Annotated in this window: 22 protein-coding genes and 1 tRNA gene; all 23 read left to right on the top strand. The window is 30.1% G+C overall.

From position 1 onward, the window contains the following. Positions 1-756 precede the first annotated feature (756 nt). A complete protein-coding gene (locus tag F823_RS0108695; protein WP_019595623.1) occupies positions 757-1,923 on the top strand; it encodes a hypothetical protein in 1,167 nt (388 codons plus the stop codon). A 96-nt stretch (positions 1,924-2,019) separates the two neighbouring features. After that, positions 2,020-2,415 carry a hypothetical protein gene (locus tag F823_RS0108690; protein WP_019595622.1) on the top strand — a complete coding sequence of 132 codons (396 nt, stop codon included), beginning with the start codon at positions 2,020-2,022 and terminating at the stop codon, positions 2,413-2,415. A 2-nt stretch (positions 2,416-2,417) separates the two neighbouring features. After that, positions 2,418-3,050, top strand: a complete 633-nt coding sequence (locus F823_RS0108685) for a hypothetical protein (RefSeq protein WP_019595621.1) — start codon at positions 2,418-2,420, stop codon at positions 3,048-3,050. A gap of 533 nt (positions 3,051-3,583) precedes the next feature. Further along, positions 3,584-3,660: transfer RNA gene (locus tag F823_RS0108680), tRNA-Lys, on the top strand. Positions 3,661-3,682: 22 nt separating this feature from the next. Continuing rightward, a complete protein-coding gene (locus F823_RS0108675; protein WP_026333373.1) occupies positions 3,683-3,871 on the top strand; it encodes a hypothetical protein in 189 nt (62 codons plus the stop codon). Positions 3,872-3,931: 60 nt separating this feature from the next. Next, complete coding sequence (locus F823_RS0108670) at positions 3,932-5,095, top strand: hypothetical protein (protein ID WP_019595620.1); 1,164 nt, start codon at positions 3,932-3,934, stop codon at positions 5,093-5,095. 143 nt (positions 5,096-5,238) lie between these two features. After that, entirely contained in the window at positions 5,239-6,114 is an 876-nt protein-coding gene (locus F823_RS0108665; protein WP_019595619.1) for a hypothetical protein, read from the top strand. Next, entirely contained in the window at positions 6,114-7,877 is a 1,764-nt protein-coding gene (locus tag F823_RS10620; RefSeq protein ID WP_019595618.1) for a terminase large subunit domain-containing protein, read from the top strand. The genes F823_RS0108665 and F823_RS10620 overlap by 1 nt, the downstream gene beginning before the upstream one ends. 15 nt (positions 7,878-7,892) lie before the next feature. After that, positions 7,893-9,332, top strand: coding sequence for a hypothetical protein (locus F823_RS0108655; RefSeq protein ID WP_019595617.1), 1,440 nt, complete (start codon positions 7,893-7,895; stop codon positions 9,330-9,332). Positions 9,333-9,343: 11 nt separating this feature from the next. After that, positions 9,344-9,529, top strand: coding sequence for a hypothetical protein (locus F823_RS0108650; RefSeq protein WP_019595616.1), 186 nt, complete (start codon positions 9,344-9,346; stop codon positions 9,527-9,529). Between the two features lie 60 nt (positions 9,530-9,589). Continuing rightward, a complete protein-coding gene (locus F823_RS0108645; protein WP_019595615.1) occupies positions 9,590-10,765 on the top strand; it encodes a hypothetical protein in 1,176 nt (391 codons plus the stop codon). A 21-nt stretch (positions 10,766-10,786) separates the two neighbouring features. Then, a complete protein-coding gene (locus tag F823_RS0108640; protein WP_019595614.1) occupies positions 10,787-11,251 on the top strand; it encodes a hypothetical protein in 465 nt (154 codons plus the stop codon). 19 nt (positions 11,252-11,270) lie between these two features. Beyond that, a complete protein-coding gene (locus F823_RS0108635) occupies positions 11,271-12,254 on the top strand; it encodes a hypothetical protein (RefSeq protein WP_019595613.1) in 984 nt (327 codons plus the stop codon). A 47-nt stretch (positions 12,255-12,301) separates the two neighbouring features. Next, a complete protein-coding gene (locus tag F823_RS0108630; RefSeq protein WP_019595612.1) occupies positions 12,302-12,865 on the top strand; it encodes a hypothetical protein in 564 nt (187 codons plus the stop codon). An 18-nt stretch (positions 12,866-12,883) separates the two neighbouring features. Beyond that, on the top strand, positions 12,884-13,492 hold the full coding sequence (locus F823_RS0108625) for a hypothetical protein (RefSeq protein ID WP_019595611.1): 609 nt from the start codon (positions 12,884-12,886) through the stop codon (positions 13,490-13,492). Continuing rightward, a complete protein-coding gene (locus F823_RS0108620; protein ID WP_019595610.1) occupies positions 13,492-14,511 on the top strand; it encodes a hypothetical protein in 1,020 nt (339 codons plus the stop codon). The genes F823_RS0108625 and F823_RS0108620 overlap by 1 nt, the downstream gene beginning before the upstream one ends. Before the next feature lies 1 nt (position 14,512). Next, a complete protein-coding gene (locus F823_RS0108615) occupies positions 14,513-15,022 on the top strand; it encodes a hypothetical protein (protein WP_019595609.1) in 510 nt (169 codons plus the stop codon). Next, entirely contained in the window at positions 15,023-15,874 is an 852-nt protein-coding gene (locus F823_RS0108610; RefSeq protein WP_019595608.1) for a hypothetical protein, read from the top strand. Positions 15,875-15,922: 48 nt separating this feature from the next. Further along, positions 15,923-16,732 carry a hypothetical protein gene (locus F823_RS0108605; protein ID WP_019595607.1) on the top strand — a complete coding sequence of 270 codons (810 nt, stop codon included), beginning with the start codon at positions 15,923-15,925 and terminating at the stop codon, positions 16,730-16,732. Positions 16,733-16,869: 137 nt separating this feature from the next. Next, on the top strand, positions 16,870-17,649 hold the full coding sequence (locus tag F823_RS0108600; RefSeq protein WP_019595606.1) for a phage tail domain-containing protein: 780 nt from the start codon (positions 16,870-16,872) through the stop codon (positions 17,647-17,649). A gap of 18 nt (positions 17,650-17,667) precedes the next feature. After that, entirely contained in the window at positions 17,668-18,093 is a 426-nt protein-coding gene (locus F823_RS0108595) for a hypothetical protein (RefSeq protein WP_019595605.1), read from the top strand. Positions 18,094-18,100: 7 nt separating this feature from the next. Beyond that, positions 18,101-18,520: a hypothetical protein gene (locus F823_RS0108590; RefSeq protein ID WP_019595604.1), complete on the top strand. Its 420-nt coding sequence runs from the start codon at positions 18,101-18,103 to the stop codon at positions 18,518-18,520. 16 nt (positions 18,521-18,536) lie between these two features. Continuing rightward, on the top strand, positions 18,537-20,773 hold a 2,237-nt coding region (locus F823_RS10615), incomplete at its 3' end, for a phage tail tape measure protein (protein WP_036745955.1).

The following is a 20,773-nucleotide window of genomic DNA, read 5'->3' as shown; positions in this document are numbered from 1 at the left end:
AAAAAAGTAAATTTCTACAAGCTAGTATTTTCAATGCCTGTAGGGTTTTTAGAAAATAATTAGTATTTATTTTCCAATGTTATGAAAACGTTTTCTACGGGGGTGTTTAATCTGAAAACTAGTGTTTTCAATGCTTTCAGCCCATTATGTTACTAAACAAACTATATAATAACTATACCTAAACTACATACAAATCACCCAAAATCATACAAAATCACCCACAATCCAGCAAATCACAAATATAAGCACACCCCTATACCTATTGCAATGCAACAACTCTAGCTTTTTTACTTAATATTTATTTAGCCTTGTGGCGTCTGAACCTTTATCAAATAATTAAGACAATCTTATCTTGAATTAAATTTATTTTTTTAAAATATTCTGATTTTTCTGAATTTACTTTACCATTCTAAAGTTTTTTATGGTATAATGTATTTAAAGGAAAATAGTTAAGTATTATTCCAAGGGACACCCCATTATATACGCTGCACGTAATACTTGAAAGATTTTTTTTAAAAACATGAAGTAAAAAAAAAGACAAAATGTGTTTTAAACTCTATAAAACATTGAAATATCAATATGTGTGTCATTATTTTATTGTAAAATTTTAAATAAAAGATGCTATATTTTGAAGAGATTTAAATAAATTTTAGCGTAAATATAAGGCAAATTCACTATAGAAGATACAAATTGCTGCTAATAAGCCTTGTGGCGTTTGAACCTTCGATATTATTAAGAAAGCGAGGTAAAATATGATTGAGTACTAAAAATGAAAATACATTACAAAAAAAATATATAGAAATTAAATCCAAACTAGATTATTCCCTAGTTAGATATGAAGATAGATTAAAATTAGTAAAAGAAATTTTGAAAATAGAAAAAATAAATGGGGTTGAATTTCCTGAAGATTTTTGGTTAGGTCTATTTGAGCAAAGTATTGACGAAAGCACTGGATTGGATAATTCACCTATTAGGGTCTGCTTAAATCAAAATGATGATTTATATACAGGTTCATTTACTGCTACCCTATTAGAAACCATTAGTTCATATTTAATAAATACACCAGAACTAAAAAAAGAAGATGATAGGATTAAGATTTATCACACAAAGGAAATGTTTGATAGAGCCTTACAGGAGGAAGAAAAAGTCAAAGAACTTATGTTGAATAAAGATGGTGAGGATAAAGTTGATTTTGCTATATTCACAAGACAAAAGAACTATAAAAAATCAAAAGATATAGAGATAAAAGAAAAAGATATTAAAAAAAGCAAGACTCTAACTGATTACAATAACTTCTTAGAGTATCTTAAATCAGAAAGAAAAATGTATTCAAACTTAAAAGCTTCAAAAAAACGTTTGCACTCTTCAGACCTTAGAAGATTAAAGATTATAAATAGACTGATATTCATAACTAAAAAAGATATGGTTGATGTTTATATGTCAGAACATAAGCCTATAAGATTTAAAAATCCTTTAAAAGACAATGGTTCACCAGATTGGAATTATTTAGATATGATGGATTCTTCAATAATAAAGCTTTTACTACCCATGGTTAAAAGTGATGATATAGGAGATGATTTAAATATAATCTTAATGGATTTAGATACATTAATTAAACACACTAATTTTACAGATAAACAGAAAGAAATTTTGTCTTTGTATAGAGATGGTTGTTCAGTTTCAATCATAGCTGAAAAATTAGATACCACAAGACCTAATGTATCTCAGATATTAAACTCAGCTGTTAAGAGAATTACTAATCAATATTATAAAGAATACGAGGATTGGTATTATCTTAATGTCTGTAAAGGTAACTATGGCGTCTGTTCTGCTTGTGGCTGCATTAAGCTGAAATCACAACTTAAAAGAAAAAGACGAGAAAGCAAGAAAGGATTTTGCGATAAATGTTATGAATTAATATAAATTAAATCTAAAAATATTAAATTGCAAAATTAGATTAACAAATTGGGGAGTTACACTAATTAATTATATAGAGGGTAATATGTAAAGGAGGTAAATATGAGGTCAAAAACGATATCCTCAAAATTTTTAAAAAGGTATATTAAAGATATGATTCACAAAGAATGTAATCTTTTTTTGAGCGACAGGGACTTAGATAAGATTTTTGATAGTATTGAATATGGTATTAAAGAACTTATTGTTTCAGGCTATTCATTTAAATTATTTGGAATCAGATATGATGCTGAACAAATGCCTCCTGTGGTTTATAAAGATGTTAGAGATGGCAACATCAGATTAAGTAAATCATATTCAAAACTAAAGGTAAAACCCTGTATTAATTTACAAAAGGAATTAAAAGATAGGACAAAATATGATTCTACAAGAGAACCTAAGTTATTAGGTCTAAAGAAAGAGGAATTACCAGAATATATATTAAGAAAATTGGAGGGATAATTATGGAAAATATAAAGATGAACATACATGAAGCTTTAGCAAAGAAAAAACTTTTAGATAAAAGGATAAAAAAGGAAATAAATAACTCTACATTTTGTTCGATAAGAAAAAAGGGTAAAGATGTAGTTTTTGAAGGTGAAAAATATTCAGATTTTAACAGTAATGCAAAAGCAAACCTTCAGAGGATAAACGATTTAATATCTCTAAAAAATAGAATAAGCAAGGAAATAATATTATCTAATGCAATAACAGAGGTTACTATAGACGGTAATACAATGACTGTTGCTGAGGCTATAGATTTAAAAAATCAAATGCCTATATATAAGCTCTTCCTTGACTGTTTGAAGAGTGATTTTGCAAATGCTTCCGGAAATTTATTAGATGAAAATTCTGATATAAAAGATAAAGTGGCTGAAATGTCTAAAGTATTAATTGGGTCAGAAAAGAATAATACAAAAGATTCCGAAAAGTTGATTAAGGCTTTTGAGGAAGATAACTTTTATGAACTTGTTGACCCTATAAATATCAAAGAGGAAATCAGAAAGTTGGAAGATTTTATAAATGGATTTGAGGCAAATGTAGATTTTGCTCTATCAACATCTAATGCTATCACGTCCATAGAAGTTATTGGTTAAAATTAAAATTTAATATTTTGTGTCGGGTTTGCGAAAACCTATACTTATATCCCTTTGACTAGAGGTTGCATAGTCTAATAGAAGAAAACTAAAGATAGATTCTGGCAGAAAAATTTGACGGAAGCCTAAAATTAAAAGAAAAGTTTAAATTCTAAAATTCAAGCCTCAAGTTTTAAGTTTTAAATTTCAAGTCCTAAAAAGATTAAGTTATAAATATAAAATTTCGTATAAACCCTTGAGAATGGTTCAGCAATGATATAATTGGCTAAGGAAATCCACAAGGCTGCAAATCCGACACGTTATTATATATGCATATACTAGGGCTATATACTGCCCTCCTGAACCTCTCCTCCTTACTATATATGTTATTAAGAGTATATAGTCCTAATATATGTATATATGGGAATATGCAGAGATGCGAACAAGCCTCTTAACAATGCTCACTTGTCCGTAGATAATATAAGTTAGAAATAACATAACTCATTAGCCTTATTATCGAAAGTTGAGGTGATTTACTAGCTTATATTAAAAATATCGGTGTAGCTCAGTCGGTAGAAGCACTTGACTTTTAATTAAGATGTCATGGGTTCGATTCCCATCACCGATACCATAAAAAAAATAAGGAGAAAAAAATGGCTAAGACAAGTATAAAATCATCTACAACAAAAGGCACTCTGATTTATGTAGGTGAAGAACTAATGTTCCACGAAACAGATAAGAATGGTAATGTAATAAATGAAATTCCTTTAAAAGATTTTTTCAATGATTACATCAACCAAGCTGGAGTAACGATTAACATAGGATACGATAGAGAATTTTAACAATGTCTGAAGAGCAACCTAATTAGGTTGCTCTTTTTGGATAATAAGGAGAAAAAAAAGATGGAGAAAAAAAAGATAATAGATTTAATGCTTGGAAAACTTAACAGAGAGCATTCTGATTCATGGGAAGAAATATCTGAAAAAACAGGTCTTAATTTTACAGCTGACCATGTAAGAAAGATGTCTTATGGTGTAAAACTATATGATGAATATCTTGAAGAAGAAAGTTTAAAAAACAAGAACTATCATGATGATATTTATCATATAGAAGAAAAAATACTAGAGTTAAAAAAAAATAGAAAACAAATACAAGACGAAAGAACTTTAGCAAATAAAAAGATACGCTCTCTTTCAAGAATTGAAGATTTTATAAACTTAATGAGAGATGAGCTTGAAATATTAGCTTATGAAAAACCTCTTGAAGTTTTTAAATCACCACAAGAGGAAGATTCACATAATGTTGGGGTGTTACTTTTATCAGATATACATTATGGTATTGGTATTAATTCTTCAATTAATATTTACGATGAAGATATTGCCTTTACTAGACTTAATTACTTGATTGATAAAGTTTTAGATTATTGCACAACACATAATATAAATCACTTATATGTATATGAATTAGGAGATACCATATCGGGACACATACACAACACTCTTAGATTAGAAAATAGAATGAATGTGGCAAGACAAATAATTGGTGCTTCTGAGTTGATATCTAGGGCATTGTATAGGTTGTCCGAAAAAATGAATAAGGTAACCTTTACTATGGTTGAGGGTAATCATGACAGAATCATGCCAAAAAAAGACGATAACCTAAATGAAGATAGTTTTTCAGCATTGATTCAAGAGTTAATAATTCATAGAACATCAAACATTACCAATCTTCAAATTATACAAAGCATCGGGAAGACGCTTACAAGTTTGGGTATTATGGGATTTAATTGCGTTGGTGTTCATGGAGATAAAGATAAACCACAGTCAGCCATAGAGAACATTACAGCCATAACAGGAAAGATACCAGATTATGTATTTATGGGTCATTTTCATAACGCAAATGAATTTACTGTTAATCAGTCTGAGGTTTTGGTTAATGGGTCTTTTAGCGGTGCTGATGAATACGCATATAATCTTAGGAAAAACTCTAAACCAGTTCAGAAATTTATGGTATTTAACAATCAAGGAAAACTATGTACTTATAATATAAATTTATCGTTGGGATAATACCCAACAACATCAGCATATGAATCTTATATGCTGATGTTGTTGCTTAGATTAAGCAACTGCTTTTTTTTCTCCTCACATAATTATGGGGCTGGAAACAGCTCCTATATTATGTGTAGTTTAATTAGAAAGGAAGTGAGAGGATGGAAAAACAAAACAGAGATAAGATAAACCCCGAGTACTCCTCTATTTCAAAATGTGGTGCTTGTAAAGAAGATAAGATTATGGCTGAGTATTATTGGGTTAATAACACACTGTATAACTCAGAAGGGTACTTCCCTATTTGTAAAAGTTGTTTGAACAAAAGATATAGAGAACTTATTAATATGTATGATGGGGATTTTATGATGGCACTAATGCATATTTGTTTAAACTTTGATTTTCCTTTTAATCTTGAGTTCGCTAAAGAAGTAATGTCAAACAAAGAACCAGATTTAACATTTCCTAACTATATAGAGGGAATGATGAAAAAAGCTGGTAGACGAGGGGCTTTCTCAAACAGAAAAGAAACAGTAATGTCAATCAAAGAATACTCTGAAAAATGTAGTTCAGCAGGTATTGGTATTGATGATGATATAAATAAATTTAAGGTTACAAAAGATATGATAAAACGTTGGGGAACAAACTATAATAAAGCTGATATATATATATTAGAAAATCAGTATAATGAATTAATAAATTCGTTTTCAGGTAGTTCTCCTATAGAAAAAAATCTATATATGCACTACTCTTTAAATGAGTTAGCTATAAGAAAAGCAAGAGAAGTAGGAGACCAAAAAACTGTAAATGGTATAACAAAGATACAGCAGTCAATAATGAATGATGCTAGATTAAAACCTACTCAAGACAATTCAGCACAGTCTGATGATGTTTTAGTAGGTATGTTTATAAAAGGTATTACAGAAAACGCTCCACTGATAACAAAAGATTCAAAATATAGTGATGTTGACGAAATTGAAAAGTTAGTTCAAAAAGAAATGATATCAACAATGTATAAATCATTGGGGGTATTGAAATAATGCCTAAAAACAATAAAGATTGGGAATTTTACACTAAAGTAAAAAAGAGAAGGACTATTCACCCTAATAAACAAAAAGCCTATGAAAAATCTCTAAGTGAGTGGGTTGTGTTTTGGAGAGAAAATCCACATAGATTTGCACAAGACTATCTAGGTATTAGACTTAAATGGTTTCAAGAGTTAATTTTGTATGAATTTGATAAAAAAACTAACTCCATATTCATAGGAACAAGAGGTGTCGGTAAATCTTTTTTAATAGCATTATTTGCTTGTTGTATGGCTATACTCTACCCTAATTCAAAGATAGTTATCGTGTGTGCGACAAAGGGGCAGGCAATAGAATTGATTAATTCTAAGATAGAAAAAGAATTATGCAATATGTCTGTAATGCTTAGAAAAGAGATTAAGGATTTTGAATCGAAACAAGATGAGAAAACAGTCCGTTTTAAGAATGGTTCATTTATCACTGCAACAAACGCAAGTGTAAATAGAAGAGGTAAAAGAGCAACTATTCTTATAGTTGATGAGGCTGTGCAGTTAGACAAACTGATATTAGAACAGGTATGTCAACCATTTCTTAATAATATACCAGAATATAGTTATAGGAGAAATCCTAAATATAGTAATTATTCTGAATATGAAAATAAAACAATTTATCTAACCTCAGCATGGTTAAAAGCACATTATTTTTACCAAGATTATTATATTCCCTTTGTAAAAAAAATGGCAAATGGAAAGGATAATTTTGTTATTAATATTCCTGTAGCAACATCTATTAGAGAGGGCTTGATAAGTGAATCAAGAGTTGAGGAACTTAAAGAACAAATGGATTCTATAAGTTACCTAATGGAAACAGAGGCAGTATTTTTTGGCGAGAATGCCAATGCTTTTTTTAACTTAGATGAAATAGATAAATGTAGAAGAATAACGAATGTTTTCTATCCACCAACCTCAGTGGATTGGATAAATGAAAAATCAAAACAAGTTAAGTCTTGGGATATACCTAAAGTAGATGGTGAAATAAGAGTTTTATCTGCTGATATAGCACTACAAGCTGGTGCAAAAAACGACAACTCTATATATAGCTTACTTAGACTTATACCAAAGGGTAAGACTTGGAAAAAAGAACTTGTTTGTATGGAATCATATAACGGGCTTCAAGCTGAATTTCAAGCACTTAGATTAAAGCAACTTTTTTATGACTTTGGTTGCGATAGAATGATTATAGATGCTCATGGTATAGGTATGACAGTTTATAATGAGTTAGAAAAAGAAATATATGATAACGAGAGAGGGGTAACCTACCCTGCTTGGACTTCTTACAACAAAGACGGGGACACAGAATTTAATGAAACGGATAGTGATGGAGCATTAGCTATAATGTATGCTATGAAAGCCACATTGGAATCAAATCATGAAATGGCTATGAAGTTAAAATCTGATTTTATGAGTAATAAACTTTTGTTACCAGATAACGATATAAATGCAAAAGAATTACTTAATGACACAATCGGTTTATCTTCTTTATCCGGTGAGAAACAAGCAAAATACCTAGCTCCTTTTGCTCAGACTACTCTTTTGGTTGGGGAGCTTGTGAACTTAGCGTATGATATATTGAATGGTAAAGTAAAAATAAAAGAAAAAAATACTGCAAGAAAAGACAGATATTCAAGTTTAGCATATGGAAATTATTTGTGTAATCTGATAATCGAAGAAAAGCTAAAATCTGATAAATCTGAAAATCAATTTGTATTTTTTAATTAGAAAGGAAGTGAGAAAATGGAAAATTCTGATAATGGTGTAAATCAAAATCATATAAACTTTGCTTCAAGACAAAAATCTTTATCTGAGGTTAGAAGCATTGAAGAAATAAACAAAAACTATTACAAACCATCAAGCATAAGTCCTTTACAGTTAAGCAGAATACTTGATAAGCCTGAATCAAACATATCCTCACTTCAAGATTTATCGGTCAAAATGACTCAGCTTAATGGTATGCTTAAAGAATTTATTAACTATAAGTCATTAATTCTTACTCAAGACCACTATATCTTTTCTTCTGATAGTTTTAGATACAAAGACAAAGACGCAATATGGAAAGATGAATTAAAGGTCGCTCAATATCTGGAAAAATTTGGGATTAAAACCTTAATGAGATGGATAACAAAAAGATTATTTCAAAATGGTGAGGTTTATATATATAAAAGAGAAACCAAAGATGGTATGTTAATTCAAGAAATACCACAGAAATTATGTAAGATGGTTATGCTTGATGAATTTGGTATTTTTAGATACGGGATAGATGTGTCTAAGATATCTGAATCACAGTTGGATTATTTTCCTGAAGAAATCTCAAAGGCTTATATAAAATATAAAAATTCAAAAGACAAGAAGAATATCAAGGGATTTAATGGAGATTATTATGTAGTTGGGGAAAATGGTGCTGGTTTTCAGTTAAATCAATGGGAAAGCAAAGGGTTGCCATATTATTTACATTTATTCTCTGTTCTTTTAAATTTATCTGATGCTGAAACACTTGACAATGAGAATAATAAGCTTGATAACTATAAATTATTATATCAACAACTACTTCACGATGAAAAGACAGGGAAAATGCAAATAGATGCTGATGTCGCAGGTGCTTATCACGAAGCTATAAAAAGCACACTTCCTAAAGGTATAGGTATTGTAACAACGCCTATGAAATTAGATTCTATAACTCTTGGAGATGGAAAACTCAAAGGATATGAACACGTAAATAACATAAAAAAGAGTGTCTATGATAATGCAGGGATATCTGATGATTTATTTAATGGAAATGCAAAGACTAAAGAAGCTATAATGCTTAGCTCTATAATAGATACATTAGTTCCGATTGAAATTCAAGGACTTGTTGAAAAATGGCTTAATTATGAGTTAAGACAAAAATTTAAAAAAGGTGGATGGAAAGTTAAATTTTTAGAAACTTCTTATTACAATAAGCAAAATGCAATAAAGACGGAAAGAGAAAATCTTGCCATATATGGGTCTAAGAAAAAATATTTGGCAACTCAAGGATTTAGTCCTCTTGAATCTTTAAATATTCTTTATAGTGAATCAATATTAGATTTAGAAGAATACATGACCCCTATGCTTACATCTCACACTATAAGCTCAGATAAAGCAGGTAGACCCGAGGGAACAAATAAAGATGGAGAAATATCCTCCAGTGAAGGATAAGAGGTGATTTTATGAAAGACCTTTTTTTAATATCTAGGTATCCCAAAGATATGGAGAAAGCTGGATATTTTAGAATTAAAAAATACAGAATGACTGAATCTGATGATATATACATATATTCAAATACAGGTTCTTGGAATAAATTAAAGGATAAAACAAAGAAAAACATTATGTATACACACAAGCTATTCTTGTAGGGGCTACCCTACTTTTTTTATATTCAAAGAAAACAAATAATAAAATTGGAGGTAAAGATTTTGAAAAGAAGAGCCAATATGAGCTGTTTATTTACTCAATCTACAGAACCAATTAGTTCAAATCTAGTTCCAGTAAAGATAACTCTTTTACATGATAATCAGAATAGAAATTATACTGATATAAGTATTGAAGCTATAAGAGAGGCTGAGCCTAGTCTTAAGAATAAACCTATCTTGGCTTATATAAGAAAAGATGAAAACGGAGAGTATGATTTTGCTGGACATGAAATTGAAATCACATTAACTGATAATGGTATCAAAGAAACCTATCTTGAAAGACCAGTAGGTATTATACCAGAATCAACAAGGGTTGAATACACGTCAAAAGATGGAAAGATCTATGTGAGTTGTACGGGATATATCTATAAAGATTATTCAAACGAAACCTTGGAACTTATAGAAAAAACAAATGGAAAATGTGTAAGTGTTGAATTAGCAGTTAATGAAGGTTATTCAGATGTGGATAATATATTCCATATAACCAAGTTTGATTACTTGGGCATAACTATATTGTCTGATGATATAACTCCTGGTATGGACGAAAATTGCAGGCTTGAACTATTTGGGAATCTTGATGATTACAAAGAATTTATAAATAAAGCAAAAGCAGATGTATATTCTTTTGAAAAAGAAGAATATAATGCAGAAGAAAATAATACTGAGGAAGAACCACAGAAAACAGAAAATGAAGATACAACTGAAGATAAAAAGCCGATTGAAGACACAGACATAGAAGAATCTAATAATATAAACACTCAAGAATTAGATTTATCTATATTTAAAGATTTGTTTGAAACAAATATTAACTCATTAGAAGTTTTAAAAGGACTTTTTATTTCCAGAATAAATGAGTTAGAAAAAAAATTATCGGTTTTGGAAAAATATAGAAACGACAATGAATATTCTAAAAGAGAAATAGAAGTTAAAAATATTCTTGAAAAATTCTCTATTGATGAGGATTCTGTTGTAGAAATAAAAGAAAAAGTGCTGTCTTTTGAAGCTACGTTAGAAGATTTTGAAAAGGAACTTTATGTAATAATTGGAAAAAATGCACTAAAGAATAACAAAAAACAGAATTTTTCTTTTAAAGGCATAAATTTAAATAATACTGAAAAAAATAGAGAAAAAGAGAAACTTTACAATGGATTACTAGATAACATTCTAGGTTGTAAGTAATAATTTTACGGAGGTAATAGTATGGCATTAGTAAATATAACAAAAAATCCATTTTCTGAACCAATAAGCGTTAGGTTTGGAAATAATACACCTACTAAGAATGGTGCGTTTGTAACAATAACAAAGGATAAGGCAGAAACAGAAAAAGATGTATTTAAGGCAGATGCTTTTGGGGATGGCAAGAAACCTGAGCTAGAGATAGCTGTCATAGCTGAGTCATTCCACCCATATCAGAATGAGAACGAAAATGATTTAGTTATAGAACAGAACAAGGTGTATAGAGCATTTCCTATAAAGCATGGACTTGAGATAGCAGTTTCGCAGGCAGATTTCATACATAATACTGTCGATGTTGGCGATGCAGTAAAACCACATCCAAGTTCTCACAAGTTGGTTAAGGATACAGAAGGTACAAGTGCTATAGGTTATGTAATAGGAACACCGGTTCTTAATGGTCAGAAATCTGTAGAAATAAGATTTATATAATTTGCGAGGTGATATAGATATGAATAAGGATTTGAAGAGTTTAGCACTAGATATATATACTAAGAAGGTTCAGACATTTTCTACAGAAGATGGTTCAAAGATAGATGCGAACGATGCACTGAGAAAATTGTTTGATGAAAAGACAGGTGGGGATAGAAGTCCAAGAGCCTTTAACAAGATAAAAGATGAATTTTTTGAAATATTAGAAGTTCTTGTAACTGAAGGAACATCTAGTATAACTAGAGAGGTATTCTCACCTATTATGGAATTTAAAGATACATCTTATGGTGAGAAACCTAAGTTTGTAACTAATAATCCTGAACTATTTGATGTTTCTGTTATAGCAGCAAGTAATGATAATATAAGAAGGCAGAGATTGTTTAATGGTGAAGTTCCTACTACTCCATTTGATTTAGGTCTTGCCGCTTATACTGAATATGATGCTTTTATGCTAGGAAAGATAGATTTAAACAATCTAGTTGATAGGGTTGTAGCTTCTTTTAACAAGAGAATAGCAGAACTTATTGGAGAAACTTTCGCAAAGGGATATGACAGTATAACTGTTGATGAATTAAAGGTTACACATTCAAATGTCGAAGAAGGCAAGCTTTTAGAACTGTGCGAGAAAGTTGGTAACGGTGCTGTTATATATGGCACTAAAATAGCTCTATCAAAAATACCAGGAATTGAAAATTTTGCCGTTGATTCTACAGATATCAGAAATGGTGGATTTGTCACTAAGTTCAAGGGTGTTAAGTGTGTACAGTTGGAAAACGTTTATAATAAGGATACTAAGAAATTCGCTATAGCAAATGACACTTTATTTGTTATTCCTGAAGGAGATAAGATTCTTTATGGTGGATTTGAAGGGGAAGCATGGATAAACGATAATCTTGATAACGGGCATAGAAGGCTTGATAGACAGTTGGAATTATCTTATGCTAGAAAGTTCCATCTTGGTATTGCAGTTGCAAATAGATATGGGGCTTACAAGATACAGTAATAGTTATGAGGGGAGTTTCTTCCCCTTTTTTTATTAAGGAGAAAAATATGGCAAAGATTATTAGAAATAAGGTTAATAATAGAGCAGAAAATAATCCCAAATATTTTGAAATTAAGAGATGGATAAATGAAAATGAGGATTATATAACAGCAGAAGTTATAAACCTTACAACAGGTGTTACTTGTTTTTTAGATTCAAGAACAAAAGAGAGACTAGAATGGAACGAAAGCGGAGATACCAAGATAATATCTATGAAAAATATATTATCAATGTTGGGAAGCTCAAGAGGTCTTTTAAAATCTCTTTCTTTGGGCATTGTTGAATTTTTCAATACAGGTGAAGTTTATTCTTTTGAAGAAATAATAGCTACCCTAGGATTGGATTTTGCTTACGCTCCATTTGATTACAATATAACAAATATAGACGGACTTATAATTGATTCAAGTTTAGATGAATTTGATACCTTTTGTAATAAACTATCTATAGATATTCTTCTTTTGGTTTTTTCAAGATACTTATATCTAAAATCAGAAGGTGAAATAAATGACAAAAACAAAGAAAATATTCTTTCCAATATAACGGGTAAAGGATATTTATTTGAAAATAAATAACTTATTGGGAGGATTCATATGACACAAATAGACATTATTTACGATATATTCCTCTCTCAAATAGATGATGAATTATTTGCTTTGTTAAGACCGAGTATAGCTAGAAGAGAACTTAATAAGTATCTTATTGGTTCTATATCAAAATTTAGAAATTGTAAAAAAGACTTGAAAATTCAAGGATATGGATTTTCATCTTTAAAGTTAGGTGTCGGAGAATATCAACTTTCTCTTCCAAAAGACCATTTAGAAAATATAGAAATTATTGGTGAAGAAACAGGTATTGAATATAAAAAAGGAATAGATTGGGATGTCAAAGATGAATTGATTGAATTTGAAAGCCCTTTATCTGAACCAGTAGAAATATGTTTTTATAATAATGGATATTTTGAAACCGATTTAACATTTGATGAAATGTTTATACTGGCACAAGGAATGATATTTTATTGGTTACACCCTAAACTAAATAGAGAGGATAATCTAAGACAGCTTGTGACTGATAGTGATTTTAAAAAGCTATCAGGAGCAAATATGCTAGATAAGGTTATCAAGCTTTATGAAAATACTAAAAATGATTTAGAATCGAATATAATTGCTTATTCATATAAAAATATAGGAGGATTTAACTAATGTCCTTTAATGATATGTGTATGAATGATTATAAAGATAGAGTTCTAAGAAATAATAAATTAAGGTCTTTAAAAGATGTTGAAAAGCAAAGAGCAATAGATGGTTTTAAAAAATATCTAAACACATCTATAACTGCACATAAAGTAAAGGTTACAGATGTGGACGAAGTTTGTATAACAAGCAAGACAAAGACTGCTCTTATAGCTATTAACGATATAGCGAATAATGATGATACTTCACTTGATGAAAAAGAGATATTTACAGAACTTGACTTAAATGTAGGTGTAGGGTGTTATGTTAGGTTTGATAATTGCGATTGGCTAATCACTTTTCAAGAACACCAGCCTATAGGTGCTAAAAAGCAATTTATAATGAGAAGATGTAACGGGTCTTTTTCAATTAAGCATGAAGGAGAAATATATAAGATTCCAATATCTACTGAAAATCTTACAATGTATTCAGATGGTGTGGCTGACGGTCTGTTTATGTCTCATATGGATTCAAAAAAACAAATTTGGTATGGTTCTAACCCAGTTACTAGGACTATATTAGAAGGATTTAGAGTTCTATTAACACATAGAACGGCTTTTAGGATTACGCACATAAACGATTTTGAATACAATGGTTTAATTAAATCTCTTATCCTTCAGACAGCTGTAATTAAAGGTGACAACTACTCTACCCTACTTGCCAATAATGAAAGTTATTATAAGACTTTCTACGCAGACGATAATGAGGAAAGCCCAATAATACCAGAAGATAAAATCATAGGTAACACTAAAATTATAATTGGTGAGCAAGTTGAGTATACTATAAAACTATCTTCAAAACATACTGGCATTAAATGGGATATTGAAGAAAATGAGGCATTTACCATATTATCACAGACAGATTCAAACATTGTTATTCGTGGCTCTAATAACTTTAGATTAATAGGTAATAAGATAAGAATAAAAGCTATAGACAAGAACTCAGATGAATTGATTGATAGCACAACAGTTACATTAAGGAGGAAATAAAATGGCTTTAATAGGATATTGTAATAGGGTTACAACAGATATTTATTCTAAAATTATGGAGTCAGATATAATAACTAAACTTCTTTACTATAATAATGAACTTGACTTAGAGATTGAAGAACTACCAAAAGTTGAAAATCCTGTAGGAAAGTTAAAAAACAAAGTTTTTATGAATAGAAGAATAGAACAACTTCAAAGGGAGTCTGATATTATGGTTAGTATAAGTATTTATAGTAAAGAAAATTGGAAAGAAATGGGACACTCTCATGATGCCACCTTAAAAAATATTATAGAGATTGGAGTTTGTGGACATCAAAGTTGTGATGACACTGTACATGGTTCGAGAGTATTGGCAATAATAGAAGAAATCATAAGGGTTCTTAATGGTTTTAGTATTGACAGTATAGGAAAAACATCCTTTTTGAATATGTATAAAACAAAGGATTTGCCAATAGAATATAATGGTTATCTGATGTACTTCAGAACAGATAATATAAAAGGGGGTTATTAAATGTTAGAAAATAAATTGGTTGCAGGCTTGGATATAGACTTGTCTACTTATAGTCTAGGGATAATCAAGCAACCGACTATAAAACAGCTTATTGAACTACCATTTGATGATTCCGATATAACATACCCATTTATTGCTATTGAACAGTATTATAGTCAGGCAAAAGAATATATAGAAGAGAATAAATCAGAACTAGATTTTTCAAGAATGGATTGTTTGAATCCGTTGGAAATGACTTCAAAATCTTTAATATCAGAAGAATATGACAGAGATATACAAATAAATTACAGAGATGTTTTTATAGAAAGAAAAAAGAGATATAGTTTTTTAGAAATATATTTTTTAGTGTTATCCCTTTTCTTTGATTGTAGTATTTCAGATTTTTATATTAATAATATTAATGGTAAAATTCTTATAACAATCAAAGACAAAGCTATAATAGATGAACACAACATCGAGGTCTTGAACAAAGTTATATTAAAATACTTTAAAATAGATATTGATTCTCTTTTAGAAAAAAAAGAAGATGATTGGATAGAAAACACTGGAAGTAAAAGAGAAAAAGAACTTATAAAAAAGTTTAAAGATAAAGAAAGAAAACGTAGAGAAAAAAGTATTCTACATTTATGTGATTATATAAATATAGTAGTTCATCAAGATAAAAGAAACTACTTGGATATATTAAATTGGACTTATTTTCAGTTAATTTCAACCATAGAAATAAGTAGATTGAAACAGAGTTTCGATATAGGCATGAGAATATTAACTACAGGAAAAGGATTGATTAAAACTGAGGATATAGTTGATTGGCAAAAAGAATCTAAATTAAAAATAGACAACTCTATTTATTAGGGGTTGTCTATTTTTTTATAAAAAAAATATAAGAAAGAGGTATGATAAATGAGATTTGCGATAAAAGATGCTGCTAATATACTTATGGTTAATAAAGCAGATGGTAAGGTATTTCTTTATTCAGAAGATGCAAACAGTTTTGATTTAAAGTTTAGTGCTGATGAGGTCTATGCTAAAGCAAAGGGTAATAAATGTATAGGATTTGACGGTGAGGTAACTGCTGAGTTAAAAATGGAATTTGAGGTTATTCAGTTTAAACATCTTGCCATAATGGCATCAAGTGATGTTGAAACTCCAGAAAAATATAAGGCTGGTCTGTTTAAAAAGGTTACCTTAGATGAAAGTAAGAAGGCTACAATAAAAGGTGTTAAGCCAGTTGAAGGTTCTGTCTCAGCTTTTAAATTAGACCCTATAGATGGACAAACTATACTAGGTAAGGAATTAACTGTAAAGAAAGGTGACGACTCAAGTGATGGTTATGTATTAGACCTTTCAGCTGATGAAAGTGTAAAGCAGGGAGATTTAGTACTTGTTTACTATATGGAAGAAAAGGCTAAGATAAATCTAATTAAATTCTCTACTAAGAGTAAGTCTCCTAACTTTAAGATTGAAGCTGATGTTGCTTATAAGGCTTATGATGGTAAAATGATGGCACTTCACATGACTATACATAATGCAAAAGCTAAGAAGAATGCTGAATTGTCACTATCTACTGATAACCCATCTAAATTCCCAATGGAACTAGACATCTTCCCAGACATAAACGGGGATTATATAGACCTTGTATTCTTAGATGATGAAAAAGCTTCAATCAGTTCATTGGTTGAAAAGCTAGACCCTAAGATAAAATTAAAGTAATTTTTTTAATTACACCTACCCTACCCTATTTTTTGGGTAGGGTAATTTTTTTGGATAATTGTTTTTAACTTTTATTTATTTGCTTGATTGTATCAAACACTTAAATAAACATTAAAAAAAAGAAAAGAGGTGATTATATGGTCTTTCATTCTGATAAATTTATTTTTGATGGTAAAACTTCGTCTTCTGAAGGCATTGCACTTATAGATACATCTAGTAACGACGTTTTAATGGATTATGGCATCCCGTTTTCAAACAAAATAAGAGTAGAAAATTCATTTGGAGGAAATCCATTTTATACATACGAAGATTCCCCACCAGATACAATTACTTTGGAATTTTGTCTGTTAGAGAATGATTCAACAGGTGCTATATGGACTGAAGAACAAGAAGAAAGAATACTTAATTGGTTGGTTCAAGACAAGTTTTGTGAATTTCAATCTATGGATTACCCTGATTTGTATTTTTATCTTATAGCTACAAAAGTAAAAAAGAAAAGAAACCATGAATTAAGAGGTATTCTTGAGATAGAATTTCAGCCTTATTATAAGCATCCAATAAAAAAAATAAAAAAGGCAACTGAGGTCTCCGATGAAAAGTCTATTACTATAAATAATTCATCTATAAGCGAAAAGAAAGTATATCCTATATTTTCAATAGAAGCATTGGATAACACAGAATGTATTATTGAGAATACAAGTTTTAAGAATAAAAAACCCTTAAAGATTTCCTCTTTAAAAAAAGGTCAAAAAATTATTATTGATAATAGTATGCACTTAGTTATAGGGGAAAATGATGAAAATTTATTCCACCTAGTTGATAGGAATTGGGTTTATTTAATTAAAGGGGAAAATAATCTCAAGGTAAATGGTAAAGTAAAAATAGAAATACAGTGCAATTTGGAAGTTAAACTATAATACAAGGAGAAAAAAAATATGGAAAAAATTAAGTTAAGTAATTTAAATAAAATAGAAAAATATAGAGCGATAATCCCCGTTTTTAATTCAGATAATGGAGAATATGTATATGTTTTAAATCCTAACACAGAAAATATGCAGCCCATCATGGACTATTTTAACTCTGTTTGGAATGGAGATTTAGAAGAAAACGAAGATGTGGCTTATAAAATCTTAATTGATAATTTTACTAATATAGAAGTAGATGACAAAATAAACTTTGATACAAAAGATATAGTTTTATCAGAGGTGCTATTCCATTTAACAATAATATTTAATCAGTGTTTAAATATATGTATTTTGGCAAATATAAATGGAATTTTAGAAGATAGTAGAGATAAAGCAGAAAAAGAACTAAATAGATTAGCTAATGATTTAGAAAAATCAGAAGAAAAGAAAGAGTAGGTACAAAATGGTATTTGGGTCTATAGAAGAGTGTGAGGCATATATAAGAAAATGTATGGCACAGACTGCTCAATTTATGGGAACTGAGGCAAAAAAAGAAGGTAAGAATATATTAAAGTCACAGGTTGGGGGTATATCCGGACAGCTATTTAATGCAGTTGAAATTACAGCTTGCTCACCTTCTCTTATAGAGGTAAGCATAGAAGATACAGGAAGTGCTGCACTAGGCTCTTGGCAATCAATCCTTTTAGATGGTCGTCCTCACTTCTTTCCAATGCATGGTCTTGAAACAGGTGGAACATGGTCTGGTACAAGACGTGGTAGGAAAAAGACTCACATCATGGCTGATTGGAATGCTTGGGCTGGTTCGAGATGGAAAAATATTTTTTTACAAAAAATGAGGTCTTTGGGCGTTCCTATTGGTTAGATAAGGTGGTGATTATTTGTCAGAGTTTAAAATAGCCTCTAATTTAGATTTGAGTACTGATGAAGCAAAAGCAAAACTCAAAGAATTAGAAAAAGGCAATATTAAGAAAAAATTAGAACTTGATACAGGTAATATAAACAAAAATATTCAAAATCAAGTCAAAGAAAGAGAAAAATACGAAAAAAATTCTTTAGGTAATCTTGAAAAATCTAAAACTAAAACACTTGATAACCTACATAGAAAAAGGCTAAAACAGGAAGCAGAATACCAAAGAGCAGTTTCGGATTCAGCTAAAAAGACAGCTTCAGATAAAATAAAACAGACTGAAAAAGAAATAGCTAATGAATCTAAAAAACTATCTAGGCTTGGTAAAAGTTATGCAGATTATGTTAAAGGTATCAATAGTGGGTTTAAATTTGACAGGAATACAAAAGAGTTAGCTAAAGGTTTTGCTCAAGCTGAAAAGGATGTTCAAAAAATAAAGAATACTATTAATTCTATAGAGAATCCTTTAGCAAAAAGTTTTAAAAATACAGCACAAAATCAAAGTGATTCTATTTTAAAAAGCATCAGAAAAAATACAATGTCAAGTGATAATTTAAGAAACATAGAAAGACGTTCAGCGTCTCTACAAAACTATGTTAAAAACATAGGAAAACTTGACAAGATAGAAAGAAAAGTAGGCTCTAAATATTTCAAAGCAAAAGATAATTTAGATGGGTTTTCCAATATTATTACACAAGATAGGGCAAAAAAAATATCAAGAAACTTGTCTAATAAATTTGATAGTATTAAGCCAACTACCGTTAGTGGTACGACAAACACTCTAAAAGAATTTAATGCTGAATTAGGAAAAACAGAAGTTCAAACAAAGGGCTTAAAAAAACTAGATAATTTAACTAGGAGATTATCTAGTTTTGAGAATAATTTAAAACCAAAAGAAATAAATAAATATAGAAAAGCATTGGTTGACCTATCTAAGGCTGATAACATTGGCTCAGGTAATTATATGGGTAGGCTAAAAGCATTAGATACCCAAATGACCGTTGCTAGTAGATATAGAAGCTCTATGGATAGGTTTAGGAATGATTTTAGAAGTTCATTCCTTGGAACATCTGTAGGATATTTGGCAGGGGCTGCATTAAGAAGACAAATAGGTACTATGGTCGAAACCTATAAAGGTCTAGATGCGTCTATGACAAATGTTAAAAAGGTAGCTAAGGCTGCTGATGTTAGAACCAAGAAACAAATAAAAGGAATACAAGATTGGGCTATTAATACTGGTAAACAAGTCGGTATGAGCTCAGCAGACATACAAAATTCATTAGCTACATCTATCCAATCAGGTATGGGTAGTATGAAATCATCAATGGCAGTGGCGAGAAAATCTATGATATTAGCTAATGTTGGTGATATGAATAAAGATGAAGCAACTAAAGCAGTAAATACTTTAGTTAAGGCTTTTGGTATCACTCCTCTTGCAAAGATAAAAAGGGGCATTAAGGGCATAGTTAAAGAAACAACCCAGTTGGACGATGCTTTGAATAAGATAAATTATCTTGGAAATAATTACGCTATATCTTCGGCAGGTGTTGCTGAAGCAATACAAAATGGCGGTTCTGTTTTATCTAATTATGGTATTTCTTATGCTGACTCTATGGGTCTAATTACGGCAGCAAATGAACCACTACAAAATCCTAAAAAGGTTGGTAATGGTTTAAAGTCTATAGCTATTAACTTTGCCGGTATGGCTGCAAGTGCTAAAGATGGAAAATTACAGCTTAATAAAACAGCAAAAGCCTTAAGTGAAATTGCAGGTATAAACGTGTATAAGGACAAGGCAAAGGGACAGCTTAAAAACATGGTTCAATTGCTTGACGAGTTACACCCTAAGTGGAATAGATTAAATGATGACCAAAGAGCCGGATTGTCTGAAGCCATCGCTGGTAAACATAGAGCAAATGTATTCCAAGCCTTGATGGGAAATTATGAACAATTCAAAAAAATAAGAAAAGAGTTCGCACAGGGTGATGATTTTGGCTCAGCAGAGAAAGAAAATGCTAAATATGTGGACTCTATAGCAGGCAAGGCTAATAAATTAAAAGAAACCATGACATCTGTCGCAACATCTTTGTTTAGCACCGATATGGCAAAGAGTGGGCTTAATGGGCTTATTAAGTTTGGTGAGGGGCTAGAAAAAGTAATTAAATGGGCAGATAAAACTAACACTACCCTACCCGTTTTAATGGCTGG

This window comes from Peptostreptococcus anaerobius VPI 4330 = DSM 2949 (genome assembly GCF_000381525.1).
Taxonomy (GTDB): Bacteria; Bacillota; Clostridia; order Peptostreptococcales; family Peptostreptococcaceae; genus Peptostreptococcus; species Peptostreptococcus anaerobius.
Note: the sequence above shows the minus strand (reverse complement) of the source record. Positions and strands in the feature narration are given on the sequence as shown.